This is a genomic window from Lelliottia sp. SL45 (assembly GCF_026672535.1).
In the GTDB taxonomy this organism is placed as follows: Bacteria; Pseudomonadota; Gammaproteobacteria; order Enterobacterales; family Enterobacteriaceae; genus Enterobacter; species Enterobacter nimipressuralis.
Genome location: NZ_JAPPRH010000002.1, coordinates 57433 through 81742 on the forward strand (window position 1 = coordinate 57433; position 24310 = coordinate 81742).

The window sequence follows — 24310 nt, forward strand, 5'->3', positions numbered from 1 at the left end:
GATAAAAGGTGCATGCTGCGAGGGTGATGATTTTTATGGGTTCGGGGAGGCTGGTTAATGCATAGCCATGACATCATGCGAAGGTATGAAGCTATAAATAATGCAGGGGTTAAAGGCCGTGTTAAAGCCCTTAAGGGAAGTAAGGCATGGCTTCATGTTCAGCAGGTCCTCAGAAGAAGTGGTCGCACCTGCGCCCCCATGAATAACGTTTTGAATCCCATCGTTTTATCTCATACTGACAGTGGCTCCTTATTTTTTGTTCACCAGGTAAAATACTTGTGCGGGCTTTATGCACTTATGCAGGCGTTAAAAGAAATGGCAGGCATCAGCACAGAAATGCAGTTGTTCATACCAAAATACAAATTTCCTGCCGGTGCCATGATCGTCCCGGAAACCATAAGACGCAAAGCTGAAGGGTTCAGGCAATATCGCCTTGCAAACATGAGCGAAAGAGAGTGTGTCCTTAACGAAAATCCTCCCACGGGATTTCAGGGAAGTCTGTACCAGGCGTTACTGCATTCCTGCGGTAGTAAGGAGAATCTGGATAAGTGTCTTGCAACGTTAGTTGATAACAAGAAGCAGCTCATTCCTGAAGATAAACCATTCTTTCTCGACGCCGCTGTACCGACATTATCTTTTCTTTGGTATGAGTTAAGGCGACTTTATCATCGGGATGCGGCAGAAAGTGTAATGGGTATATATCGGAAGCATACATCAAAAGCAGCAATGCTGGAAAATTTTGCAAATGCGATTTATTTCACTTTTATTTACAGTGAAGATGGTAACGAACTGTACAATGATTACTTCAGTGGTTTATATGGTAAGAAAGCCCGTGAAAACGCACAAGAAAAGGGGGAAGTCTGTGATTATGATTATTTTAGCATCACGAGTGTAAGGCTCATCATGATGTTTACTGAGGAGGTCTACAGAAGATATCTTTCCCCCTCGCAAAAGCGGCATGTACAAAAAAAGCAGTCCAAATTAAGAACCTATCCCATAAGGGATTGTCAGATGTCGTAACTGATAATTTCTGAAGGTGAAAAGATGACAGGCAGCAAATGGCGGATCAGCGATGAACTTTGGGAAAAAATGGCACCGCTTATCCCTGAGCACAAAACCTGCCATCCACTCGGTACGCACCGGAAACGCGTTGATAACCGCGCTGCCATGGACGCCATATTCTTCGTCCTCAGGACCGGTTGCCAGTGGAACGCCCTGAACGCCACCGGGATATGTTCATCGAGTTCTGCACACCGGCGCTTTCAGGAATGGCGCGATGCCGGAGTCTTCGAGCGCTTCTGGCAGAACGGTTTGCTTGCCTGCGGGCATCTGGACAGCATTGACTGGTCCTGGCTGTCAATGGACGGCTGTATGACCAAATCGCCGCTGTCAGGAACAAAAAAACAGGCCGTAACCCCACTGACAGAGGGAAACAAGGCGTAAAGCGCAGCCTTTTGACGGACGCCAGCGGGCTTCCTCTGTCGCTGGTTGTCTCAGCAGCGAACACGCACGACATCAAACTGGTTGCGGATACGCTCGATGCCCTTCAGACGGGTCGTCCGGGGCAAAAACTCAGACTCTGCCTGGACAAAGGTTACGATGCAGGCTGGCTGAAAACATATCTGCAGAGCCGCCGCTACGAGCCGCATATCCAGTCCCGTAAAGAAGAGTCAGATGCCAGTAAAAACACGGACTTCAAAGCCCATCGCTGGGTTGTCGAAAGAACTCATAGCTGGATGAATCGCTTTCGCCGGGTTCTGACACGATGGGAAAAGAAGACTGAAAATTACGAGGCCATGTTGCATTTTGCCTGTGGTCTTATTGTCTGGAATAAAGTCCTATTGAGATAGGCTCTTAATACTGCCTGCTACAGCCAGCTTAATAAGTATTACTGTCATGAAGAAATCCGTCAGGTAAGTATTTATCATCAGGTGGTTCTCATCAGGAGCCTTGTTATTATCGTCAGGATTGATCATCACCCCGATGGGTATTTTATCAGTGTTACTTCAGGTTGCATTACGAATGGCTATTACGCTAATTCCATTACAACTAACACAAATACTACACGCGCTGTTATGAGTGCTTTAAGTAAAATCACTTCACTTAAATCTTATTTTGATTAGTACTTCCGTCAGGGGTAGCTCAGCCAGATTAGTCTTTTCTTCAGGTGGTTCTCATCCTGCTTATTGCTATTGCCGTCAGGTGTAAGCGTCATTTCAACGGGTATTGTTACGCGTGGAAGGGTACGGCTTTCAGTGAACCCTGTCCGGGGTAAAACGCATCCGAATTTATTAACGCTCAGACAGGCTTCTCTCCGCGGTGATTATTATCAGGTACCTCTTCCCGGGAGGGGGATCAGAGCGATTTCGTCTGGTGCAATTACGCCAGGAGCGAACCGATCGCTGTTCATCCGAAGACGTTTAACCACCAGGAGGGAGGTCATCAGGCTTCAGATGACCCGCTGCAGATGTTATTAACCTCAGGGGTATCCATTCAGGGATCGCCGTCGAAATGGCTGTCGGTGAGCGTAAAGATTCACCCGGTTGTCCTGCCACCACGAGGGTATTCCTGCTCCGTTAAGTCCCGCAGGCGTATTCGTTTCCTCCGTTCGGCCCTGATCCTGCACGAGGCGTTTGATTATCCGGCATAAGGCGGTTCATCGCGACGCCGGACATGTTCCTGGCAGCGGTAAAACCCTTATCGGTTCCTGGTGTCAGCGCCGGGCATCGCTTGTGTTCGCCATCGTATCTGCGGGGTCAGGGAAGCGCTGATGGCCGTTAACGGGGTTCTGTTGCAGCAGGTGCGTCAACGCCATGTCGATCCCTTCCGCGGGAGGCCTGGGCAGCATGGGGCCTGTCAGACGCGGTGACGATCCGGGGGCACCTTTCCCGCGTAACGCCGTCGTACTGGCGGCTCGCGTTTTTAACCTTTTGCTACTCCATCCCGTTCATTTTCCCCCTGCGCGGCGTGCTCCCGACGTGCGTCTGCGCATCCGTATTGCCACAAAGGAGCTTCACCATGTTTGAACCGGATTTATACGATCGCACTCAGGGACCGCTGAATGCCGATTACCTTGACATACTGCACAGGGTGACCCGCCTCGCGCTGGATGATCACCCCCGGACATTAGCCGTGCGGGTGGATTTACACTTCTCGCCGCAATGGTTCAGCGACGACGCGCTCACATGCTTACCAAATTTATCCGGTTGTCCGCTAAGCCGGTTTACCGCGTCCCTGAAAAGCAAAATCAGTCATTACCGGCACCGGCTTAACAAACAGGGCAGGCAGGCCCACCGCTGTACGCCGCGTTATGTCTGGATCAAAGAAATCGACAGCGCCGTCCACTCCCATTACCACCTTGTGCTGTTCTTCAACAAAGATCTCTTCTGGCAGCTGGGGGCATTCGATCCGGCAAAATCGAGCCTGCGCACCCTCATTCAGGATGCCTGGTTAAGCGCGCTGAACCTGAAGGGACACGATGAACACCGGGCTCTGGTGCATTTTCCTGACAGGGCGAGCACCGTGCTCGACACCGGGTGTTCCGGTTTTCCCGCGAATTACAGGAGGTTCATGTTCCGTGCCAGCTACCTTGCCAAAGAGCGAAGCAAGGCGTACAGCCCGGCGGCCCGGTCGATAGGGGCAAGCCAGCGGTAAGTTTTTACCGCGGTGCACCATATTCTGGACAGCGGCTCTGCTGTCCGGACTGCGTTAACCCTCAGGAGTCATATGAAACAAAAACCGGTGCACCATGCAGTTATCGAATTCGGATACCTGGTATCAGCGCAAGGCATGAGAGCGCCCTGGAAATTCTGGTGCGTCCACTGCGACTGCCCGATGGAAATCGTGCCCGCCACCGACGAGGTGCAGGCGCATTTTCTGCATATCGTCCCTGAGCTGACGGAACGGGGCCTCACCACCTGCCCTTACATCCCGCGCCCGCCGAAAGGAGAACCCACAAAACGCAACACCTGACGTGATGCGCCACGCCAGCGAACCGCCGCGACCGTGACCCTGCTCATCAGAACGTCACCCGACGCCCCTTAAACCTGCACGCGCCCTGCCGCATGCGACGTTCGCTGAACCTGTCGCAGGGCTTCCTGTGCCATTGATACAGTAAGGCTATCCCATGAACCACCCCATTTATGCTTCAGCAACCCGCTGGGTTTGCACGCAGTGTCACCGCCAGTACAGCGGGGCTAAATCCTGTTCTTTCTGCCGCAGCGCGCTGTTCAGCGTGCCGCTCCTGACCCGGGGCATGCGCGATGGACGGTAAGAACCCCGTGGCTGACGCGCGTCTGCGCCTGCTTCGCGCGGCGACTGACCCGTATCCGGCATTGCTCGCGCTGCGCGCAACGTGCCCGTTACCGGCTCCGCCGACGTACATCCGAATGCTATGGGGCAGATCTTCCGTTGCCGCCATGCCGATCCTGGTGCTGCTCAGTCAGCACAGCCTTTACCGCCCCCGGCACGATCGCTCGCGGCAATGCCAGACCGGCGCGCTCCTTGCCCTGGCCGGCGAGGCCTGGTCAGCGGTTCATCCCGCTGGCATCCGGTGCCTGTTATCCGCCCCCGTCTGGCTGCAGGTTAGCCGGGAAGATACCGGACCTTATCCCCTGCAATACGCGGCCCTGGTGCGTGAGGTCATGCCGCTGTCACCGGTTTTTCAGGGAGGGTGAGCGTGTACTTTACCACCACCATCAGCTACGCCATCGGTGCCGGTGGCAGACGCGTGCGGGCTTCAGCGCCGGGCCTCAGCGACCGGGTTCTGTATGTCGGTGAAGGCTGCGGTGGCGGGCTGCTGCTGACGACCCTCGATGGCGTTCGCCAGTTTGTGCACAGCCTCCACAACAACGTGGCGATCGTAAAAGCGGCGACGTGTCCGCGCATGCCCCGCGAGCGCAGGCGCACGCCCCGCCAGGCCACCGTGACGCAGCGCTGGTACTGCATCCCGTGCCGTAGCCGCTGGTACGGGCCCCGGATGTGCCCGTACTGTGAGGACGATCAGTGCGCCATACCGGCACTCTGACCTTCAGCCGGTCACGGTGATTATTGACCATCCCCGGAACATTTTTGAGGCGGGGTCACGGAGCCTCCCTATCCATTTTCAGCAAAGGTAAAACATGAACATGATGAACATTCACGCCGCGGGTGCGGCCAGTGAACAGCCCGTTACGCCGGAGGGAACCTGATGGAGCCGGTAAAGATTATGTATGCCCTGGACGAACACGGTGATCTGGTTTATGCGCAGGATGCGTGGTTTATCTGGCGTCATTACTGCGTGCTTTGCGGTGCGCTGATGGTGCCGGTGGCCGAAGCCGTGTTCGATTTCGACCATTTTATTCACGATCCGGATGCAGCCTCACCTGAACAGAAGATCGTATGCCCGCTGCTGGAGAAGGCTGACCACGCCGACGACAGCGACAGCCCACTCCCGTAGTGCCCGGGCAGGATACAGGGGACGATCGGCCGATCCTCCCCGCTTCCTGCGATATCACAACCCCGCCATGCATGCTTCACCGGGCTGCCCGTACCGGGACGCCAGGCGCCTGCGTGTCGTGTGGCGGTAAGGAAAAAAGATGACGTACGTCAGTGCCCTGATGCGGGCTATCCCTCACAAATGCAAACGCGCCGGGGGGACACCATGCGGCTCCTGAAATCTTATCTTGCTCTCGATCATAAGGGGCATTTTGTGACGGCGAGTGAGGTGTTGTCGCCCCCTGAAAAGCCGCTGAGCTGCACGTCCTGCGGCTGCACCCTGATACACCATCCGGCAATACCGCCGCTGCAGGCGTGGTTTGAGCACGATCTGCAGGATGCCGCTCTGGAGGTGCTGATGAGGTGTGTACACCAGGATCCGGCGATCAAAGCCGAAGCCAGGGCGAGGGCGATGCGCAGAATAATCAACGGGCTGGAGGATATCGTGCCGGTACTGTCCTGGCACTGCGTAATGTGCCGCGGAGATTACTGCGGTGAAAAATGCTGTACGACCTGCGGGACGGGCATTTTCAGCATCGAAAAGCCGCACGACAGGCCAGGATAATGTACCGTGGGGGGAGGACAGCACCACACTACGCTCCCCCGGCATTGCACCAGACAGGAATATTCCTGTGCAGCACAGGGAGGGCGCGTAAAGGATTGTGCCAGACGCGGCTCAATTACCGCCATTCAGCACCAGTAAATGTAAAGAGCGTAATACCTGACCAGCAGCGTGCTTACCATTTAAACACGTGGCGCAGTACGCGCAGATTGCCACGCACGGGACATCCACCCAGATCTCTAGCCATACGCTGCAGCACTCCGGAGAAGCCGTGGCTGGGGATCGAGGCCTCCACCTGCAGAATCTGTTCCCGTGTGAGTCCCATGCGGCGTTTGCCCTGGGTTGCGTCAATCCAGTCGGCCTTGCGTACGGCCTCGATGACATCGGCCTCCACGCCCGGACCGGCATAAGGCGTGATCTTGTGATGCCAGTGGATAATTGCACGCAGTACATCTTCATCCAGACCCAGGCCCAGTTCGCGATTATCACGCACGGCCAGGTCCTCCGAGGGGCCGAGGTAGGCGAGTTCATGGTGTGTCCACAGTGCGATGTCGTGATAGACCAGCGCAGTCTCTACCAGAGCACGCTTCTCCTGCGCATCGCCCAGGAAGAACATGGCATAACTGAGGACGCGGAGAATGTGGCCACGATAGGCCCGGAGATCGGGGCCCAGTGCTTGTTCATAGCGTTTCAATAGCTGATCCACGCGCTCGCTGTGGTCAATGACGGGGATCGGATTTTTGTTGTATGAAACCATGTGCATGCTTCCTGTCTCAGAAATTAATAAATGAAAAATGACGTATGAACTTTTTAATGCAAATCCTGACGTTAAAAAGCAGGTGGGCACTTCCGTTACAGGGGGGATGAGTAAAATTACCCGGTCAGAAAAAATAAAAAAAAGCCGCACAGTGCGGCTACTGGTAAATGAAACACCCCAGATAAACAGGAAGCCTGATGGATATACCAGACGCATAACAAACATTACATACAAATAAAAATATTCATAGCGCTCCTGGTTGTTAATTTTGCATATCAAAAAAAACATAATTTTTTTAAACCGTGGTGGCGGGCTGATTATATTTCCGCATTTTTTGCACAGTGGAATTATGCTGAATATTGTAACTTAGCGGTCCTCAACCGAAATGGCGTTACGGCGAGTGAAAATCAGGGCATCGTTGAGTCAGGCGGTGGACGCCGTAGCGCCATCCCGGTTGCGGTGAATCCCCTTCTGCGGCGGGGCTGTTTAGCTGGTATTACCCAAAAAGCACACCTGAGAGCGGATCTGTAGTGGCTAAATACAGGTTCACCTGGAGGCACCAGGCGCCGCAATTTATTCGATTTATGTATCTGTCGTTAACAGCGAGTAGAGTGCAGTGATGTTTGATGAGCGTTTTCGCACATTTGCATTTATATCACTCAGTCCCTGGTTTCCGGGGATCTGGCTTCTGAGGGTATTTTAATTCACCGGTACCTTTTTCACTGACGGGGTTAACACGCGTCAAGTCGGTCGCCTTATTCAGTACTCGTGCGGTAATTTCAGAAAAACACACTTTCATCTTGTATCCCTCCGTTTATACTCCGGCACCATGAAACAGAACAACACATTTACTGCAGAAGAAACCCTGGCCGCGCTGGGGCATCTGGCCTGGTGTGCGCTTGTGGCGCTCAGGCTTGCGCAGCGCGACGGTCAGGCGCTGTCCCCGCTGATGGCGCACGCCTTCCTGATGCGCTGGCTTGGAGCTGCGCAGCGGCAGAAACGCTTTTCCCGCGCCATCGCCGATGAAATTGAAGACCTGCTGCGGTGCGGGCGACAGAAGGGGGCGGGCGCGCAGCTTCAGCAGCGTCTGGAGGGCGTGCTTGCCGCCAGCAGTGGTCCGGTGCAGGCGCAGTCTGAACTGCACCGCCTGACGTTTGCCATTGACCGGCTAAAATCGCAGGGCTGGATAAATGCGGTGGTGACGGATAAGGAATGGCGGCGGGAGAGTCTTCGTGATGAGTATGCCGGGGAGCGGGCCCTGCTGGTCCGCAAATCAGAGCTGGTGCGCCAGTTCTCGGACGCAGGCAGGCTGCTGGGGCCGGTCACGTTCATGACCACCGGTGAGCCGGATACGGTACGCGATACCCTGTCGGCATTTGCCCTGCAGTCTGAGGTCGCAGAGCCGGACCTCATTATCGTTAAACCCTCTTCAGACGGCGCCTGAAGCGCTTCGTTGACCGTACCCGTGAGCGACCGGTAAACAGCAGGGCGTGCCTGGCCCGCAGCTGAGTGAACGCTGTGAAGAAGCGCCAAACGGTCTGAACTCTGATGGTTTTTTCGGAACAGGAGGTGTGGGCTGGCGGGGAGCTTAACAGCACGGATGTCGGACCCCACGCCGGCGGCCCAGTTTTTCAGTCGTCCCGGTGTCCACTGCTGATGATGGCGGTGGCGTTCCGGCATGTGCTCCGCCGTCGTAGTGTTCCCCGGATGGAGGCGACGTGGGTGTGTCGCTATCATCTGGTCCCCCACCCAGACCTCAAGCAGGTTATCGAAGGCATGCAGCTCCACCTTATGGCCAACGTACTGATGAGGAACCGAGTAGTGGTGCTGCTCATACTCAACGTGGTAATCGATAACCACGCAGTGGCGAATCAGCATCTGAGCGGCAGCAACGATGTCTGGAAAAAGAAAGTGGGCTATCACCGACGTTTAGTGGCAGAAACTGCGATGTTCCGTATCAAAACGTTGCTGGGTGGACATCTGAGCCTGAGGGACTACGACGCGCAGGTGGGGGAAGCGATTGCGAAAGCGCTGAACCGGATGACGATGCCGGGTATGCCGGATAGCGTACGGATCGCATAACAGACGGTACCAGCGGGAACCATCTTCTCACTAACTCTGATTAATTCAACAAAGCCAACTTTTTGTCATATGTTGCAATAAAGTTACGTTAATTTCCACTTCCCTTTTTTTAAGTCCCTGCGATGATTAAGGTTTGAGAGATTTACCTTAAGGAAAAAAGGATGAACATGCGTTATCCGGTACGGAAAGCCGACGGACGGGATTATAAGAACTATGATGAACTGCTGACCGATATCAGCAAAAACGCACACGGTTGGTGGTTACTTGGCATCAGTCGTTTCTGGCACGGTGGGATCCACATCGGGACGTCATCGTCCCCTGCCTCGGTGCTGGATCCGGAAACGCCTGAAAAATCGGTGCCGCTCCAGTTCATGATGGACGGCGAGGTGGTGGCATGGCGGGTTAACCGCGATTACGCGGCTATCGAGTGTTATCAGGAACGCCCCCTTCGCCAGTCCGGCACCTTCGTGCTGGTCAGATCAGTGTACAAGCCCGACGAGCAGGATGAATCCTCCTGGCTGACGCTGTACCAGCTTTACATGCACATTGCGCCACTGTCAGAATTCCCGAAACGTCCGCTTTACCGGGTCACGCAGAAAGGCCACGGGGTGAGAATGCGCAAACATTCCCGCTACGATGACAGCCGTGAAATCGTGCCGGACGTGCTGATAAATAACCTCGGCCATGCCAGAACGCTGATGCAGAGTGAAACGATTGTTGTGCTGCAACAAAAATCGTTTCTGCTGGAACAACGGCCTGAGCCGTTTGCTCTGGTGCAGCGTCTTCAGGACGGTAAGCCCGCCGGAGAACTGTTCTGGATCTCGATGCGCCCGGAATATCTGGAGCCTGACGGCGAATGTTACGTGTGTCTGCCTGACTGGATGCACAGCGCACTGAATCACGGCGTGTTTGATGATGTGGTGGTGCCGACTGCGCCGCTGAAAGTGGCGGTGAAAGCGGGGGATCCGGTCGGGTTCCTCGGCGCTCAGGATCTGGCAGACGAAGATAACTATCCGCAGATTATTAGCACGGACTATAAAGCCCATATCGAGCTGCTGAGCGTCGACGAGCATGTGCCGGATGTGGTGGCCAACGTGAAGGGTATCAAAACGGGCAAACAGTTCATTAAGTTGAAGCTCAAACGGCCGATGTACCTGCGAAACGGGGAGGGGGAGGAAAGTACCTTTGAGCAGATGAGCGCCATTACCCGTGCCGATGCAGGGAAAATTATTCCGCGTGATGCCACGTACCCGTTTACGGATAAAACCGGGGTCACATACTTTCAGATCCGCCCGCATACGTGGGTGCACCAGGACGACGTGGAGCAGCTCAGCCAGCACGATTTAGCCGGGCTAAACTTTGACTGTATTAAAGCTGAACATACAACCGATTTTACCCGCACGCTGGATGAACGGTGGGTTATTGATGCCCTGAAAAGCATCAGCTCGCACTTTGACAGCGAAAAAGGACCTGCATCTGCACAGGCAAAAATGTTTTATGACAGCCTGATCCACAACGCTGAAAACAGAAGACCGCCTGACCCGTATCCCGATAAATCTCAGGACGAACTGCTGTTCGGCGCACTGCATACGAACCAGATGAACATCCCGGAATATGCGCGGCGGCTGATAGTGAAACACGACAGCGACTGGCACAGTACCCGCGAAGATACGCGCTGGTCATCGGTATTTAAGGACAGGGATGAAAGTCCGGTTGTGCAGCTGGCTAACGGGGGATTTCTGGACGCCACGCGCTGGATGGATAAGGTTCCTCCGTTCGCCAGTCAGCGGTCAGTATGGCATTTTCATCCGCTTGAGTTTCTGGAGATGCTTAAGCCCGCAGGTGGCAAAATCACGCTGCCAATGTTGCGTAAGATATGGACGAATAGTCGCAATGTCAGCGACGAGGTTCTCCAGCAAGTGGCGGATGAGCTAAACGATAATCTGGAACGTTGTCATCTCAATACTGAGGTTAGGCTGTATCACTTTATGGCTCAGGTTTATCAGGAAACGGGGGCTACGTTCATGATTGATGAGGATTTAAATTACGCAGCAACTGCGCTTCCTGGGCTATTTAAATATTACCGATTGCATCCCGATGAACAGCAAGTTGACGGTCGAACAGCTGCACACAGAGCAGATCAGGAAGCGATTGCCAATAAAGCTTATGGTGGACGTAATGGTAATACAGAACCTGGGGATGGATGGCGCTATAAGGGCAGGGGAATGAAACAGCTTACTGGAAGGAAAAATTATAAAGCCTTCACTGGATACTCTAAAAAGACATGGGGTGATTCTATAAATTATGAGGAAAAACCAGAGCTTATCGCAACAGATATAAAGCTTGCTGTACGTTCTGCGTTATTCTTTTGGGATGACAACAATCTTTACACTATAGCTGACGGTGGATACAGCCGAACACAAGCTGATGGGATCACCATGATTGTAAATAAACACACAAATAGCTATGACAAAAGATATAATAATTTGGTTTCATTTGTGAATGAAAAGATATTTTCTGATGTATTTTAGTTGAGCGAACTAAACTGCCTCTGAGATAGAGGCAGTTATTTACTATTGAAGCTCGGTATCAATATCAAGGAGGTTACCTTTAATTGAATCGTTCTTACATTTCAAATTAGCCAAAAAAACATTGTTTTTTGAAACAATAACACCTGATTGTGATGGGTGTTCTTCTGTTAACCTATCTGTACTGGTGAATACATCATAAATGAATGATCCGTTTTTGAATGGAACACTGGTAGTTATTTCTGAACCGTCAGGCTCACTGAAAACAATATTCATTGATGCAATTACGTTCTTCAGGGATATCTCTAACTTGTTTTTTTTATTGTGCAATTCATAAATAGCTTGATCTCCATCCTTTACAACTTTAACTAGTTTTCCATTATCCGTAACGCACGAAAAAATAGTTTCTCTGGCTGTGGCGTGGCCGATAGATAAAACAAGAGCTGTAAATAAAATGAGTGAATTCTTCACATGCTTCTCCTTAGGGTTTCACCCGCACAATGCGGACAATTCTTCGTATCCTTTTTTTTGGTGCGCATAATGTAACACGCGTTATGTTGAATAGGCAGCTGCGAGAATCCAGCACCGCAGCTGCCTATTTACACATAACGTCATTGTGCGAACCAACATTAATAGGGGTCATTTCCGGTTGTTTCTCGGTACAATTGCTTAAGCCCTTGTATTTCCTGATGAAAGTGATAACTTAAGAATTGGAATCCTAGTGTTTCCTCATTGTAATATAAAGCATAGTCTTGAAAATTAGCTTCAAAATAGTAACTTGTATCATTCTCTAAGGTAATGCTAACGCTTTGCCATCCTAAAAATTCTGTATCTAGTACATTACACATAGAATTTTTTATTGTATTTTCCGCATCTAAATGAGATAAGGCAGGTACAATTACTGAACCATTTTCGAACGCTGTACGGTAATTTACTTTAAAGAATTGCGCTTTATCAGCCATCTTATTCACTCCTGCAATGTTAATGGTGATTTTGTGGCGGGGACGGAGCGTTCTTTGTCCCCCTCAAAAAATCAATCAGCGTACTCAGCTGTCGCTAACGTCCCGTAATACGTGATGTACAGGAATGTGCCGTTGTTGAACGACCTGATTGCTGTGGAGATTTTTACCCCGCAGATAAGATCTTACTGATTTCCAGCTGCCTTAACAAACACAACGTAGCTTCGCCATGCTTATTACGGTTCTTCTCGAAGACGTTATCGTACTGTCGGGGGATGCTGAGGCCATTTTGCATTGTTTAATTTCAGTGCAGAAAAGCTATCATCGTTTTTGTTCACGAGTTTGTTGGCGTATGCAGCAAGCGTGTAGACCGGAACCAGCCTTGTGGTTCCGGTCAGATTATCCTGCACCAGCACTGTTTCAGAGATAATGCGCATTCCCTTTTTTCTCAGCACACAGATCTCCGCTGCCATTCGCTGGATCCCAAACCAGAACAACCCGTCCAGCGCGGTGATCTGCAGACCCGATTCGAGCGCCTGCTTCAGTCGTTCACGAGGCGCTTTTACTGTTCTGGCTATCTGACGCCAGGGCTCAGCAGAGATGCCCTGCTTATCAATGCGGTTGATCCGGGTCGTCATACGGTAGCTGAACGTGTCGGGTATGCTGCTCATATCCTCTTTCAGGCTGTAAACACAACCAAAACGCTTTCCGTTGAATGTAGCGCTTTTCTGGCTAAGCTGAAAATCGTCACGCAGTCCTGCAATCAGTTGAGGGGTTCTGAGCAGAAGCAGACGAAAGGGCAGTTCAAAGCTGGTCACGTAATCCACATTCATCAGAGCGATCCGCAGTCGTTCACCTGGCCCTGCCTGACGCTCACGGCATTCTTCCAGGACATCCGGCCACTGACGCGCCAGCACGGGCGTTTCGTCTGTTTCTTCAAAAGCGTATTTTCCAATCCGGTAATCCACATCCGCCTTGGTCACCTGTCTCCCTGCTGGTGATGAATGCGCTGTCGCTGAATTCCTGCGGTCGCATGATTAAATATTCCCGCCGACGCCTTTAAATTTCTCAATGAATGCGCCAATCTTCTGAAAAACGGTCTGTTTTTTCGCTTTGTACTGCGGATTTAAAGGACTGATTTTGGGCAATGTCTCGTTCAGCTCCGTCCCGTTTTCGCTCGCATACTCCCGTTTCAGCGATGTGCGGATATAACGTCGCGCAGCCTCTTCATTGAGGTTTTCTTCGATAATCAGAGCGTCCGCTTCCCGCTGCTGTTCACGTTGTGCGAAGATGAAGAACGCATCGATGATACTGGCTTTGTCCGGCAGTTCGCTCAGGTCAGTCTGCTGAATAAAATCAACAACCAGGCCTTCTTTGGCACGGTTGCCCGGACTGGCGCGGATCAGGCGTCTGACCTCTTCAGTCAGGGCTTCCTTACCTTTCTTCTCCCTGTTATGGTCGAAAATCAGGCCAAGAATATAGTCGAGGTTAATTTCCTGAGATTTCAGCAGTTCAATCTCAAAAACCACGTCATCCCAGTCAGTGGCTGATTTGTCCCTGTCATTTGCTGCCTTCTCGCGCCGCTGCCAGTCGCGGATATCATTGTAGGCTGAACGATAGTCCTGAATTCTGCGTTCGGCAGGAATGCGAAGGGTCTGCAGTTCAGCAAATTTTTCATCATCAATATAGTGCTCAGCCCTGAAGACCTCCACTGCCTGCGGGTCACTGATGTCGACACTCTGCAGCGATTTCAGGGCAGCAAACTCATCGTAGTTTTGCAGGATGTTTTCTGCCCGCAGATATTCACCAAAGAGCCTGACGAAAGCCTTTTTCTCTTTTTCGCTTTCGATACTGGCCGGATCGGGGAAACGCTGCTCAAGCTCCGAAACCACGGCCATAAAACCTCGCCTGGCTTCGCCGGTTGCCGCATCGGTAAAGCCCTGCATGTACTCGTCATAGCTTTTTTCAAGTACCACATTTTTGGTATTCCTGTCGCCAAACAGCGTGATGGCGTCAATGGTCGCCCGCTCAAGGTCACGGAACGTGACGATATTGCCAAAGGTCTTGGTGGCATCAAAGATGCGGTTGGTACGCGAGAACGCCTGCATCAGGCCGTGATACCGGAGGTTTTTGTCAACGAACAGAGTGTTCAGCGTCGGAGCATCAAAGCCGGTTAAGAACATTCCCACCACGATGAGAAGGTCAACATCCTGATTTTTGACCCGCTGAGCTAAATCGCGGTAGTAGTTCTGGAAACCGTTACTGTCGGTGCTGAAATTGGTTTTAAAATGGTTGTTATAGTCATTAATGGCCGCATCCAGAAACTCTCTCGCGCTGCTGTTCATCGCGCCGGTGTCCAGGCTTTCGTCGGTAATATCACCAATAGCGCCTTGCTCTTCATTGGCTGCAAAGGAGAAGATGGTTGCCACACGAAGCTGCTTATAGCCTTCTGTTTTCTTTGCCGCTTCTTCCTGCAGATACCCGAGCATTGTGTAATAGGCTTTTGCAGCGTCCACGCTGCTCACTGCTAACATGGCGTTAAAGCCCTTAGCGCCCGGGAAGGTTCGGTGCGTTTTCTGGCGGAAGTTATTGAGGATGTACTGCGTGATTTCCCTGATGCGCAGGGGGTGAAGGAAGGCCTGCTGGTTTTCAGCGGCGCTGAGTTTTTTCTCGTCAGTTTCCGTTTCAAGTGCCTTAAACTGTGGGCGGACATCGTTATAATCCACCTTAAACTTCAGCACCTTTTCATCCCGTATCGCATCCGTAATCACGTAGGAATGTAACTCACGCCCGAAGACGCTGGCGGTGGTTTCTGCGCCCGAAGCATTTTCCGGAAAAATAGGGGTACCGGTGAACCCGAACTGATAAAAGCGTCTGAATTTCTTTTTGAGGTTTTTCTGAGCCTCGCCAAACTGGCTGCGGTGACATTCATCAAAGATAAACACCACCTGCTGCTGATAGACGGGCAGGTCAGTTTCGGCTTTCATCAGGTTATTAAGCTTCTGAATGGTTGTGACGATAATTTTGTTATCATCCTTTTCCAGATTTCTTCTGAGGCCGGCGGTATTGTCCGAACCGTTGACGCTGTCCGGCGAGAAACGCTGGTATTCCTTCATGGTCTGGTAATCGAGGTCTTTCCTGTCGACCACGAAGAAAACCTTATCAATAAAGTCCAGCTCCGTAGCCAGTCGTGCAGCCTTAAAGCTGGTCAGTGTTTTGCCTGAACCGGTGGTATGCCAGATAAACCCGCCGCTTTCGGGTTTTGACCAGTTCTTCGCTTTAAAAGAGCTGTTGATTTTCCACAGAATACGCTCGGTGGCGGCAATCTGGTAGGGACGCATTACCAGCAGCGTCTGGCTGCAGTCAAACACGCTGTAATTAAAGAGCACGTTGAGCAGGGTGTGCTTCTGGAAGAAGGTGGCGGTAAAGTCCTTAAGGTCCTTAATCAGGGTGTTATCCGATTGTGCCCAGTTCATGGTGAAATCAAAACTGTTTTTGTCACGCTGAGTGGTGCTGGCAAAGTAACGGGTATCAGTGCCGTTGGAAATAACAAACAACTGCAGGTATTTAAACAGGGAGCTGTCACCGTTAAAACTTTCTTTAGTGTAGCGGTGTATCTGGTTAAAGGCTTCGCGAATGGCCACGCCGCGTTTTTTGAGTTCGATTTGCACCAGCGGCAGGCCATTGACCAGAATCGTAACGTCGTACCGGTTAGCGTGTGAGCCGGTCTGCTCGAACTGCTGAATGACCTGCACCTTATTGCGCAGCAGGTTTTTTTTATCAATCAGACTGATATTTTCCAGGCGCCCGTCGTCGAAAATGAAATCGCAGATATAGTCGATGTGGATTTTACGGGTTTTGTCCAGGCTGCTGTCACCGGGGCTGTCCAGAAACTGCTCAGCGAAACGCCGCCATTCACTTTCGTTAAACACCACACCATTAAGACGCTGAAGCTGGTCCCGCACATTCGCCAGCATCGCCGCCGGCGACTTTACGGAGATATACTCGTAACCCTGATTAAGCAGATCCTGAATCAGCTCCCGCTCCAGGTCAGCCTCGCTCTGGTAGCTGTCTGCGGTTTCGTGAACATTGCTGTATTTATCAAGGACGATAAAGTTATTGGATTCAGCAATGGTGTGTGTCTGTTGTGTCATGGTGCATCCTGTGCGTCATCTGGCAAAGCCCGGAAGGGTATCAGAAGCATCTTCCGGCATTTTTAGGCCTGATACTGGGCGGGTGAAAACATACCCTACTGGTATCAATGCCTGTCAGTTGCTGGTGGCTTCTGGTTTCGGGAAGCTGAACAGCAAATCGCGATAGTACTCGTACTGCTTCTGACGTAGCTCGATTTCACGGGGGATACCCTCGCTGATGGAGCTTGTAAGTGTGTCGAATTTATCGAGCAACGTAGCAATCCACTTTTGCTTTTGTATATCAGGTAAAGGTAAAGGTAATGTTTTTATAATATCTGCATTCAAATTGCTGACAGAGCCACTATTGATTTTACTTCCCCAATAGTTTTTAACTCTTTGCGATGAAAGATAATGGTACAGATAATCAGAGTCCAGCCTTTCGCTAAAATCGCTGATTGATGCCCATCCATCATGGATGGCTCCTGTTATACTTAGGATATATGGCCTGCCAAAACTCATTGAGTTTGATATAACAAAATCGCCAGGGTTTAGAATTCGGGATTTTTTCGCCCCATCCGGAGTTACCTTTTGCGCTGTACCATTGATATATTTTGAGCCTGGGGATGTATCACCGATTTTTATCCATGGGATACCATCATCCGCCTCGGTCATATATTGTGCTATTGGTCTGGGGGACGCGCCTCGCTGTATTTTCGCTATCTCACCCAATGTCTTCCACTCAACCTCACCCTCTTCAAAACTCAGCAACAGGTCGCGATAGTGGTTGTACTGTTTTTTTCGCATGGTAAGCTCAGTGGTAAGCTCAGTGGTAAGCTCAGTGGTAAGCGCGGTAAATGTGTCCAGAATCCTGACGATTTCCGACTGGATGGCGAGAGACTTTGCAGGATTGTCCGGGCAGGGTATGGGGATTATAATTTTAGCTAAATCTCTACTGGAAACTCGGCGAACTTTAGCCCCGGTAATATATTTGATTTTTTGCGTTTGAAATATTTCGGATTGGAAAAAATGGGCGAGATATTTAACATTTTGCCCATGGCGAAATAACATCATATCTCCGGAAATAGCTGTTTTATCACCAAGCCAGGCTAAAGGTTTTACGACGTCCTCATCGTTTTCGGATGTTGTTGCTAGCAATAAGTCATTTTTTTGAGCCTTTCTTAGCTTATTTGCCAGTTCTGGTGACACGTAACTAAATGTTTTTTCAGCTTGTAACCCATACATTGTATAAATCTGACCATAGTGTATTGCTGGAAACCCACTTTCAGCGAAGTCTTTTTTTTGTAGTCCGTTGCCACGTATGAAATTGCCAATATCTCCCAGCGACATCCACTCAACCTCAGCCCCATCCAGCAGTTTTTCCAGATAACTCAGTCCGTTCATGCCTGCGCCTCGCTACCTTCAATTTCAGCCACAATCGCATCAATGTCGTTGCGTAACTGGTCGATTCTGATGACGGTGGTTCTCAGTTCGGCATTCAGCTCCGTGATATTAACGATTTCACGTGTATCCCTGGCTTCGACGTAGCTGCTGACTGACAGGTTATAGCCATTTGAAGATACCGTTTCATAAGGGACGGTTTTAGCGAGGTGGTCAATATCAGCTTTACTGCCAAACACCTGCATAATCTGTTCGATATGGTCATCGGTGAGAATGTTATTATTGGTCTCTTTCTTAAACAATCCGCTTGCATCAATAAACTGAACGCTGGTATCTGTCTTATGCTTTGACAGCACCAGGATATTAACGGCAATAGTGGTGCCAAAGAACAGGTTTGGTGCGAGTGAAATTACCGTCTCAACATAGTTGTTATCGACCAGGTACTGACGAATTTTTTGCTCAGCGCCCCCGCGGTAGAAAATACCCGGGAAGCAGACAATCGCGGCGCGGCCTTTTGCTGACAGATAGTTCAGCGCATGAAGCACAAACGCAAAGTCGGCTTTTGATTTCGGGGCGAGCACGCCGGCAGGTGCAAAGCGTTCGTCATTAATCAGCGTCGGGTCATCGCTTCCGGCCCACTTTACCGAGTATGGCGGGTTGGAGACAATCGCATCAAACGGTTTCTCGTCACTAAAATGCGGTTCTGTCAGGGTGTTGCCCAGCCTGATGTCGAATTTGTCGTAATTGATGTTGTGCAGAAACATGTTCATGCGGGCGAGGTTATAGGTGGTGTGATTGATTTCCTGCCCGAAGAAACCCTCTTCAATGATGTGGTCATCAAACTGCTTTTTGGCCTGCAGCAGAAGCGAGCCAGAACCTGCAGCAGGGTCATAGATTTTGTTCACATACGCCTGACCGTGCATCGCCAGCCGTGCAATCAGTTTTGAAACGTGCTGCGGCGTGAAGAACTCCCCGCCGGATTTGCCGGCATTTGCGGCATAGTTAGAAATCAGGAATTCATACGCATCCCCGAAGAGGTCAATCTCATGCTCATCAAAATTACCAAGCTTTAACCCTTCCACACCTTTAAGTACCGCGGCCAGACGCGCATTTTTCTCTTTAACGGTGCTTCCCAGGCGGCTGCTGGTGGTATCAAAATCAGCAAACAGGCCTTTGATATCCGCCTCTGAAGGGTAACCGGTAGCCGAGCTTTCAATGGCGACAAAGATGCTGTTTAAATCAGCGTTCAGCCGCTCGTTGGTATTAGCCCGGGCTGCGACGTTGCAGAAAAGCTGGCCGGGATAAATAAAGTAGCCTTTGGTTTTAATGGCATCATCCCTGATGTCGTCGGTGATGACCTCATCCTTCAGCTCGGCGTAACGGATACCCGGGTCGCCGCCTTCAATATAGCGGGCAAAGTTTTCGCTGATGAAGCGATAGAAGAGGGTGCCCAGCACGTAGTGCTTGAAATCCCATCCATCAACTGAGCCCCTGACGTCACTGGCGATTTGCCATATCTGGCGCTGGAGCTCTGCGCGTTGCTGAAGACTTGTCATGGTCATATTTCCTGTTGTTCTTATCTCATCACGAGGCGGTGATGTTTTTGGCCGGAAATAATACCATCAGAGAACCAGAAAAACAGTTCCTCCTGCTTTTGTTATGCCGTGCAATGCGTCTCATATGACCGTGGCTGGTTATGCTCACCCATCCAGTAACAGGCTCATTTTACCCGCTCTGGTCCGCGTATAAGCGTTTTATATAACAGCATGCCGTCTTGTGAATAAATTTACGGCACTTCAGTACGGGTGTCACATTGAAAAATCATCCCCCAAAAGTTTGCTTATCAGCTCCGTGACAACGCTTATGCGATAGGGTAGGTAAGCTTTTGGCCTGTAAACCATATATACAGAACCGCAAGCTTCTGTATTGGTAGGTAGAGTTGGTTTTAGGTCCGGCGCGTTCATTTCATTTATGAGTATTTTGGGCGCAAGGAAAAAATGATTGCTGGTTCTGGCAAGCTCCAGACCGGTCATATAGTTATCAACCACATAGTTTCCGTTTACGCTGAGTTTTATTTCCTTACTTTCATTTTTATCATACAGGCACCAGTTACAGGACTGCTCAGCCTTTTCGGCCACCCTGATGCAGGGATAGCGTTCATAATCCCTTATATCCGAGACCGGATATCTCAGCAGCGTGTCTTCCGTGCTGTAAACATCCAGAGCTGTTGCGGCAATTCGCTTTGCCACGAGAGGCTCATTCGTGGGGGCTGAATAAGTGAACGTGATGTCCGCATCCTCCCTCACTGTTATGCCGGTCGTTGCTGTTGTGTTATGCGTAGTCAAACGAAAGCCGATTTCTGGCCTGGCCTCCCTGACCTTTGGTAAAATATGCCTCGCCAGATAGATGAGGATACCGATGGGGGCGCAAATGTTCACCCGGTCATTTAATGACTGCTTGTAGTTTTCTGCGAAAGACGACAGCTCATCCATTACGTCGAGCGTTTTTTTAATGTGATGAATAAACTCGCTGCCAAACCGCGTCGTTCTGATTGGTCTCGTGTCCCTTTCGAATATCTTCAGCCCGATTCGTTCCTCAACAGTTGTTATTGTTCTGCTCAGGTTGGCCTGGGCAATATTGAGAGTCTTTGCTGCCAGGCCATAGTTTTTGTACTTATCAACTTCAGAGACAGCGACAAGCTCACTTCTTTTGAAGCTATTTTTCATAAGGGCTTCCCTTTTTAAACCATATCAACATACCAGTATTGAAATATGATGCGCTTCACATTCGTTTGCATACACAGCACCTGCGGACCTGAGAAGGTTTACAGGGGCGTTGTTAATAAAATGTCTTCTTCACGCCTGTCAAAAAAGAAAGTATGATAAATTATCTGTACTCACCTCCGCCCTGTGGTACCTTTCCCGGAATAAAAGAATCATAACCGCCTATCCTTGCGCGGAGTTGCTCGCACTTAAAATGTGCGTAACCGTCGTAAAGATATTCACCAGCGGGTTGTCCATTCACATTTTCATTAATTAAATAGCGGCCTGAAAAAAATAAAATAGTGCCGGACTTCAGGGCAAAGCTGAGCTGGTATTCCTGCCCGGGGTACACGTCGTATGCATTTCCGGACAGAGAATAATGTTTAAGCGAATAATCTTATTACCTGGTGTCATACTGCCTGCTACCATGAATGGCATCAGCGACTTCCGGTATCGACCTGAAGGTATCTCATCAGCCCCTCCTGAGCGCTTTGCCGCGCATGTTCATTCAGGGCAATAAGGTAAAAGCTTCTGGATACCCTGCCGGGAGCCGTTTCTGCCGCAAGTACCTGGTATTCAAACTGCAGTCCTTTATCTCCGGTGGTGCAAAGCATCACCCATTTCCCTTCAGGTGCGCGGGAAGTCATGCATTGCACCGGACCGAAACTGCTCGTCAGGTATGATGCCGTCCGCGCTTCGGCATCCGACACATAAACAGGTTTACCTTCAGCCGTGAAGCCTGCGACGGTGACTGTAACGACGGCCGTGAATATAAGCGCCAGAGTGGCTTTTGTTTTCTTATGCAAAGGAAAGTCTCTCCCTGTGACTCACATTAATATTTCAGCAAAACAGCGGGTATGAGACGACAATAACTCAGTCCGGTTGGCGCTGATTATTCTGGCCGATTTTGTAATCTGAGCATCATGTACACGATCCCACAGGAAATGGCGTGACGCTCAATACTCATCAGGTCAGTTATTACATGACTCAACGTAAAAAAGGTGTAACCCAGCATATCTCGGCCATGAAGGCCGGTATCTCTGTTCGCTCAGGTCGCAGGATCGAAAAAGATCAGTGGTCTAAAACCGGTAATCGTCACTGGCGCACACGTAAAGATCCGCTTGAGGCCGTCTGGGACAACGAGCTTGTTCCCCTGTTGAAGGAAAGGCCCGCCCTGATGCCCACGACCCTGCTTGAAATGCTGCAGGATAAATATCCCGGTCAGTACCCCAACAGCCTCCGCAGGACAATGCAGCGGCGGGTCCGCGAGTGGAAGCTGCAGTATGGTGCTGAGCAGGAAGTGATGTTCCGGCAACTTCATCAGCCCGGCCTGCGCGGCCTGTCGGACTTTACCGAGCTCAAAGGTATAGTTGTCACCATCAATGGCAAGTTATTGACGCATAAGCTGTACCACTTCCGCCTTGAGTGGAGCCACTGGAGCTGGATGCGGGTCGTGCTGGGTGGTGAGAGCTTCTCTGCCCTTGCTGAAGGCCTGCAGGAAGCCCTCGGGCAACTGGGAGGTGTACCAACAGAGCATAAAACGGACAGTCTGCGGGCAGCATGGAAACATCAGGGTGAAGACGGGCGCCGCGAGCTGACTGAGCGCTATGCTGCCCTCTGCCAGCACTATGGTATGCAGGGCGTGCACAATAATGCCGGTCGTGGCCACGAAAATGGTTCGGTTGAAAGCGCCCACGGACATCTGAAAAGACGCATCCACCAGGCGCTGATGCTGCGGGGCAGTAATGACTTCAGCACCGTGGAAGAATACCAGGCCTTCATCACCCAGCAGGTTATGCGTCACAACCGTAACAATCAGGATCTGGTAAAGGAGGAGCGCCTCCACCTGAAGCCACTGCCGCTGCGTCGTAGCGCCGACTACGACGAGTTGACGGTAAGGGTCAGTAGTAGCAGTACCATTAACGTCAAACTTGTCGTCTACAGCGTGCCTTCCCGGCTTGTTGGCCAGCTGTTACGGGTTCGGGTGTGGGATGATCGTCTGAGTTGTTACATCGGTAGTAACGAGGTTATGAGCTGCCCTCGCGTCAGACCAGAAAAGGGGAAAAGACGAGCCAGACGGATCGACTTCCGGCATGTGATCGACAGCCTGGCGAAAAAGCCCGGAGCCTTCTGCCATGCTACGCTGAGAAATGACATCCTGCCGGACGATGAATGGCGAAGACTGTGGCGTCGTCTGTGTAATCATCTGAAGCCTGAGATAGCAGGTCGTCTGATGGTGCACGCCCTGAAACTGGCTGCGGGCTATGACGATATCTCTATCGTGGCGCGGGGGATGGAGCAGATGCTGAATACTCCGGGTGAGCTGGATCTGCACCGCCTGATGCGGTTCCTGGGGATAAAGGAAAAGGAACTACCGGCGGTCAGTGTGGTTCAGCACAACCTGAGCAGTTATGAGCAGTTGCTGCGCGGAAAAGGAGGTCTGCAGTGAGCAATATCCACCTCCTTGAGCGTAGTCTGCGCAAACTGCGTCTGACCCGCGTCAGTGCGGAATGGCATGCGCTGGAGAAACGTGCGCTGGCGGAGGGCTGGACCCCGTCACGCTATCTGCTGACGCTGTGCAATGAAGAACTCCTGTGGCGCGAGAGCGAAAAGCTACGCCGCTATAAAAAGGAAGCCCGGTTGCCGGTGGCGAAAACGCTGGGTGAGTATGACTTCAGCCAGGTGCCGGAACTGAATAACGCTCAGTTCCGGCAGCTCTGCGAAACGACAGACTGGGTTGATGCCGGAGAAAACGTCCTGCTGTTCGGTGCCAGTGGTCTGGGAAAAAGCCATCTGGCAGCGGCGATCGTGGATGGCGTTATAGGGCTGGGCTACCGGGCCCGGTTCTACAGTGCCGGAGAGCTGCTGCAGGAGCTGCGTAAAGCGCGGACACAACTGAAACTGAACGAGCTTCTGCTGAAACTGGATCGCTACCGGGTGATAGTGATAGACGACCTCGGGTATGTCAAACGCGACAACGCGGAAACGGGTGTGCTGTTCGAGCTGATCGCACATCGTTATGAGCGTGGCAGTCTGGTCATCACCAGCAATCATCCGTTCAGCACGTGGGGCAGCATCTTCGTGGATGAAACGATGGCGGTGGCAGCAGCCGACCGGCTGATCCATCACGGATATATGTTCGAACTGAAGGGAGAAAGTTACAGGAAAAAGACAGCGAAGGCAGTAACCAACGTGGCGTAAAACCCCGCTCAATGGATGCGGCCAGAGTAGTTGGCGCAAGTCGGCAAAACTAGTTGACGTCTGATAAGCGTGAAATCATCATTCTGCTTTTACAGTTTTTTCAAAAAGCATTCACAGCCCCGGCCACTGGCGCGGCTGTTTCTGTGCTGACGCTTTCTGTGTTTCATTCAGTCCGGCGCAGCAGCAAATCAAAATCATTACCCTGAAGGGATAGCACCTTTCTTTGTGTGGTTAATGCACACAGGAAGTTAATATAGGTGAATTCTGATTTTATTTTTTATCAGCAGATGCTGAATGTTGAATTTGTGAAAGGTATCATAAAAATCATGCGCTAAGCGTACATTTGCATTCCTTTCATGCGCCATCTGTCACCCCTGAGGCTAACCACACGCGTAGTCCGGGTAAAAAAAAAGAAAAAATCACGTCCCCGCCGTTTCCGGGCAGGGACATGTG

23 protein-coding genes and 2 pseudogenes are annotated in these 24310 nt (G+C 51.1%); 15 read left to right on the plus strand and 10 right to left on the minus strand.

Annotation, left to right across the window (positions count from 1 at the left end; translation table 11 throughout):
• Nucleotides 1-57: 57 nt before the first annotated feature.
• The 10 genes from OVA10_RS04150 to OVA10_RS04190 all read left to right on the plus strand — a co-directional run bounded on the left by OVA10_RS04150 (nt 58) and on the right by OVA10_RS04190 (nt 6040).
• The gene (locus OVA10_RS04150) at nt 58-1020 is read left to right on the plus strand and encodes a hypothetical protein (RefSeq protein ID WP_268195431.1); all 963 of its coding nucleotides are present in this window, start codon (nt 58-60) and stop codon (nt 1018-1020) included.
• A 24-nt stretch (nt 1021-1044) separates the two neighbouring features.
• Nucleotides 1045-1850 (plus strand): IS5 family transposase gene (locus OVA10_RS04155; RefSeq protein ID WP_268195432.1). Its coding sequence is split into 2 segments (ribosomal slippage): nt 1045-1395 and nt 1398-1850, totalling 804 coding nucleotides; the frame shifts between segments, so codons are not numbered across the junction.
• A gap of 963 nt (nt 1851-2813) precedes the next feature.
• Entirely contained in the window at nt 2814-3026 is a 213-nt protein-coding gene (locus tag OVA10_RS04160; RefSeq protein WP_268195434.1) for a hypothetical protein, read from the plus strand.
• The gene (locus OVA10_RS04165; RefSeq protein ID WP_268195435.1) at nt 3019-3654 is read left to right on the plus strand and encodes an inovirus Gp2 family protein; all 636 of its coding nucleotides are present in this window, start codon (nt 3019-3021) and stop codon (nt 3652-3654) included. Before OVA10_RS04160 ends, OVA10_RS04165 begins: the two co-directional genes overlap by 8 nt.
• 72 nt (nt 3655-3726) lie before the next feature.
• Nucleotides 3727-3972 (plus strand): DUF7828 domain-containing protein, encoded by a 246-nt coding sequence (locus OVA10_RS04170; protein ID WP_268195436.1) that lies wholly within the window; start codon nt 3727-3729, stop codon nt 3970-3972.
• 154 nt (nt 3973-4126) lie between these two features.
• A complete protein-coding gene (locus tag OVA10_RS26110) occupies nt 4127-4273 on the plus strand; it encodes a putative zinc ribbon protein (RefSeq protein ID WP_164724349.1) in 147 nt (48 codons plus the stop codon).
• Nucleotides 4263-4676, plus strand: a complete 414-nt coding sequence (locus OVA10_RS04175; protein ID WP_268195437.1) for a hypothetical protein — start codon at nt 4263-4265, stop codon at nt 4674-4676. The genes OVA10_RS26110 and OVA10_RS04175 overlap by 11 nt, the downstream gene beginning before the upstream one ends.
• A gap of 2 nt (nt 4677-4678) precedes the next feature.
• Nucleotides 4679-5026, plus strand: a complete 348-nt coding sequence (locus OVA10_RS04180; protein WP_268195439.1) for a hypothetical protein — start codon at nt 4679-4681, stop codon at nt 5024-5026.
• Nucleotides 5027-5188: 162 nt separating this feature from the next.
• The gene (locus OVA10_RS04185; protein ID WP_050862697.1) at nt 5189-5437 is read left to right on the plus strand and encodes a hypothetical protein; all 249 of its coding nucleotides are present in this window, start codon (nt 5189-5191) and stop codon (nt 5435-5437) included.
• A 204-nt stretch (nt 5438-5641) separates the two neighbouring features.
• Nucleotides 5642-6040 carry a putative zinc ribbon protein gene (locus OVA10_RS04190; protein WP_268195441.1) on the plus strand — a complete coding sequence of 133 codons (399 nt, stop codon included), beginning with the start codon at nt 5642-5644 and terminating at the stop codon, nt 6038-6040.
• Between the two features lie 172 nt (nt 6041-6212).
• Here OVA10_RS04190 and OVA10_RS04195 read toward each other — a convergent pair whose 3' ends face one another.
• Nucleotides 6213-7082 carry a hypothetical protein gene (locus OVA10_RS04195; RefSeq protein ID WP_268195443.1) on the minus strand — a complete coding sequence of 290 codons (870 nt, stop codon included), beginning with the start codon at nt 7080-7082 and terminating at the stop codon, nt 6213-6215.
• Between the two features lie 541 nt (nt 7083-7623).
• Between OVA10_RS04195 and OVA10_RS04200 the strand changes: the two genes are divergently transcribed.
• Nucleotides 7624-8238 (plus strand): DUF2913 family protein, encoded by a 615-nt coding sequence (locus OVA10_RS04200; protein WP_268195444.1) that lies wholly within the window; start codon nt 7624-7626, stop codon nt 8236-8238.
• Nucleotides 8239-8402: 164 nt separating this feature from the next.
• On the opposite strand, the pseudogene OVA10_RS04205 reads toward OVA10_RS04200, so the two are convergent.
• Nucleotides 8403-8654, minus strand: a pseudogene (locus OVA10_RS04205) (Mu transposase domain-containing protein); the annotation flags it as partial.
• On the opposite strand from OVA10_RS04205, the pseudogene OVA10_RS04210 reads away from it, so the two are divergent.
• A pseudogene (locus OVA10_RS04210) lies at nt 8649-8876 on the plus strand (IS5/IS1182 family transposase); the annotation flags it as partial. The pseudogenes OVA10_RS04205 and OVA10_RS04210 overlap by 6 nt on opposite strands.
• A 482-nt stretch (nt 8877-9358) precedes the next feature.
• The gene (locus OVA10_RS04215) at nt 9359-11407 is read left to right on the plus strand and encodes a glycoside hydrolase family 19 protein (protein WP_268195446.1); all 2049 of its coding nucleotides are present in this window, start codon (nt 9359-9361) and stop codon (nt 11405-11407) included.
• 42 nt (nt 11408-11449) lie between these two features.
• Here the strand turns inward: OVA10_RS04215 and OVA10_RS04220 are convergent, their stop codons facing one another.
• The 8 genes from OVA10_RS04220 to OVA10_RS04255 form a co-directional block, all read right to left on the minus strand.
• Nucleotides 11450-11875, minus strand: coding sequence for a hypothetical protein (locus OVA10_RS04220; RefSeq protein ID WP_268195448.1), 426 nt, complete (start codon nt 11873-11875; stop codon nt 11450-11452).
• Nucleotides 11876-12033: 158 nt separating this feature from the next.
• On the minus strand, nt 12034-12366 hold the full coding sequence (locus OVA10_RS04225) for a hypothetical protein (RefSeq protein WP_268195450.1): 333 nt from the start codon (nt 12364-12366) through the stop codon (nt 12034-12036).
• A gap of 254 nt (nt 12367-12620) precedes the next feature.
• Nucleotides 12621-13346 (minus strand): helix-turn-helix domain-containing protein, encoded by a 726-nt coding sequence (locus tag OVA10_RS04230; RefSeq protein ID WP_268195452.1) that lies wholly within the window; start codon nt 13344-13346, stop codon nt 12621-12623.
• A 54-nt stretch (nt 13347-13400) separates the two neighbouring features.
• Nucleotides 13401-16517: an HsdR family type I site-specific deoxyribonuclease gene (locus OVA10_RS04235; protein ID WP_268195454.1), complete on the minus strand. Its 3117-nt coding sequence runs from the start codon at nt 16515-16517 to the stop codon at nt 13401-13403.
• Between the two features lie 114 nt (nt 16518-16631).
• Nucleotides 16632-17897, minus strand: a complete 1266-nt coding sequence (locus tag OVA10_RS04240; RefSeq protein ID WP_268195456.1) for a restriction endonuclease subunit S — start codon at nt 17895-17897, stop codon at nt 16632-16634.
• Nucleotides 17894-19450, minus strand: a complete 1557-nt coding sequence (locus OVA10_RS04245; RefSeq protein WP_268195600.1) for a type I restriction-modification system subunit M — start codon at nt 19448-19450, stop codon at nt 17894-17896. Before OVA10_RS04245 ends, OVA10_RS04240 begins: the two co-directional genes overlap by 4 nt.
• 252 nt (nt 19451-19702) lie before the next feature.
• The gene (locus OVA10_RS04250; RefSeq protein WP_268195458.1) at nt 19703-20620 is read right to left on the minus strand and encodes a LysR family transcriptional regulator; all 918 of its coding nucleotides are present in this window, start codon (nt 20618-20620) and stop codon (nt 19703-19705) included.
• A 473-nt stretch (nt 20621-21093) separates the two neighbouring features.
• Nucleotides 21094-21462 carry a hypothetical protein gene (locus tag OVA10_RS04255; RefSeq protein WP_268195460.1) on the minus strand — a complete coding sequence of 123 codons (369 nt, stop codon included), beginning with the start codon at nt 21460-21462 and terminating at the stop codon, nt 21094-21096.
• 143 nt (nt 21463-21605) lie between these two features.
• On the opposite strand from OVA10_RS04255, the gene istA reads away from it, so the two are divergent.
• Both istA and istB read left to right on the plus strand, forming a co-directional pair.
• Nucleotides 21606-23105, plus strand: coding sequence for an IS21 family transposase (gene istA / locus OVA10_RS04260; RefSeq protein WP_268195033.1), 1500 nt, complete (start codon nt 21606-21608; stop codon nt 23103-23105).
• Nucleotides 23102-23857 (plus strand): IS21-like element ISEc10 family helper ATPase IstB, encoded by a 756-nt coding sequence (istB, locus tag OVA10_RS04265; RefSeq protein ID WP_174340113.1) that lies wholly within the window; start codon nt 23102-23104, stop codon nt 23855-23857. The genes istA and istB overlap by 4 nt, the downstream gene beginning before the upstream one ends.
• Nucleotides 23858-24310: the final 453 nt, after the last annotated feature.

What these genes read in the sequence shown, in the direction of transcription:
- OVA10_RS04150 (WP_268195431.1), top strand. Translation starts at nt 58, where the DNA reads ATGCATAGCCATGACATCATGCGAAGGTATGAAGCTATAAATAATGCA.
- OVA10_RS04160 (WP_268195434.1), top strand. Translation starts at nt 2,814, where the DNA reads ATGTCGATCCCTTCCGCGGGAGGCCTGGGCAGCATGGGGCCTGTCAGA.
- OVA10_RS04165 (WP_268195435.1), top strand. Translation starts at nt 3,019, where the DNA reads ATGTTTGAACCGGATTTATACGATCGCACTCAGGGACCGCTGAATGCC.
- OVA10_RS04170 (WP_268195436.1), top strand. Translation starts at nt 3,727, where the DNA reads ATGAAACAAAAACCGGTGCACCATGCAGTTATCGAATTCGGATACCTG.
- OVA10_RS26110 (WP_164724349.1), top strand. Translation starts at nt 4,127, where the DNA reads ATGAACCACCCCATTTATGCTTCAGCAACCCGCTGGGTTTGCACGCAG.
- OVA10_RS04175 (WP_268195437.1), top strand. Translation starts at nt 4,263, where the DNA reads ATGGACGGTAAGAACCCCGTGGCTGACGCGCGTCTGCGCCTGCTTCGC.
- OVA10_RS04185 (WP_050862697.1), top strand. Translation starts at nt 5,189, where the DNA reads ATGGAGCCGGTAAAGATTATGTATGCCCTGGACGAACACGGTGATCTG.
- OVA10_RS04190 (WP_268195441.1), top strand. Translation starts at nt 5,642, where the DNA reads ATGCGGCTCCTGAAATCTTATCTTGCTCTCGATCATAAGGGGCATTTT.
- OVA10_RS04195 (WP_268195443.1), bottom strand. Translation starts at nt 7,082, where the DNA reads ATGTTTTTTTTGATATGCAAAATTAACAACCAGGAGCGCTATGAATAT.
- OVA10_RS04200 (WP_268195444.1), top strand. Translation starts at nt 7,624, where the DNA reads ATGAAACAGAACAACACATTTACTGCAGAAGAAACCCTGGCCGCGCTG.
- OVA10_RS04225 (WP_268195450.1), bottom strand. Translation starts at nt 12,366, where the DNA reads ATGGCTGATAAAGCGCAATTCTTTAAAGTAAATTACCGTACAGCGTTC.
- OVA10_RS04235 (WP_268195454.1), bottom strand. Translation starts at nt 16,517, where the DNA reads ATGACACAACAGACACACACCATTGCTGAATCCAATAACTTTATCGTC.
- OVA10_RS04240 (WP_268195456.1), bottom strand. Translation starts at nt 17,897, where the DNA reads ATGAACGGACTGAGTTATCTGGAAAAACTGCTGGATGGGGCTGAGGTT.
- OVA10_RS04245 (WP_268195600.1), bottom strand. Translation starts at nt 19,450, where the DNA reads ATGACAAGTCTTCAGCAACGCGCAGAGCTCCAGCGCCAGATATGGCAA.
- OVA10_RS04250 (WP_268195458.1), bottom strand. Translation starts at nt 20,620, where the DNA reads ATGAAAAATAGCTTCAAAAGAAGTGAGCTTGTCGCTGTCTCTGAAGTT.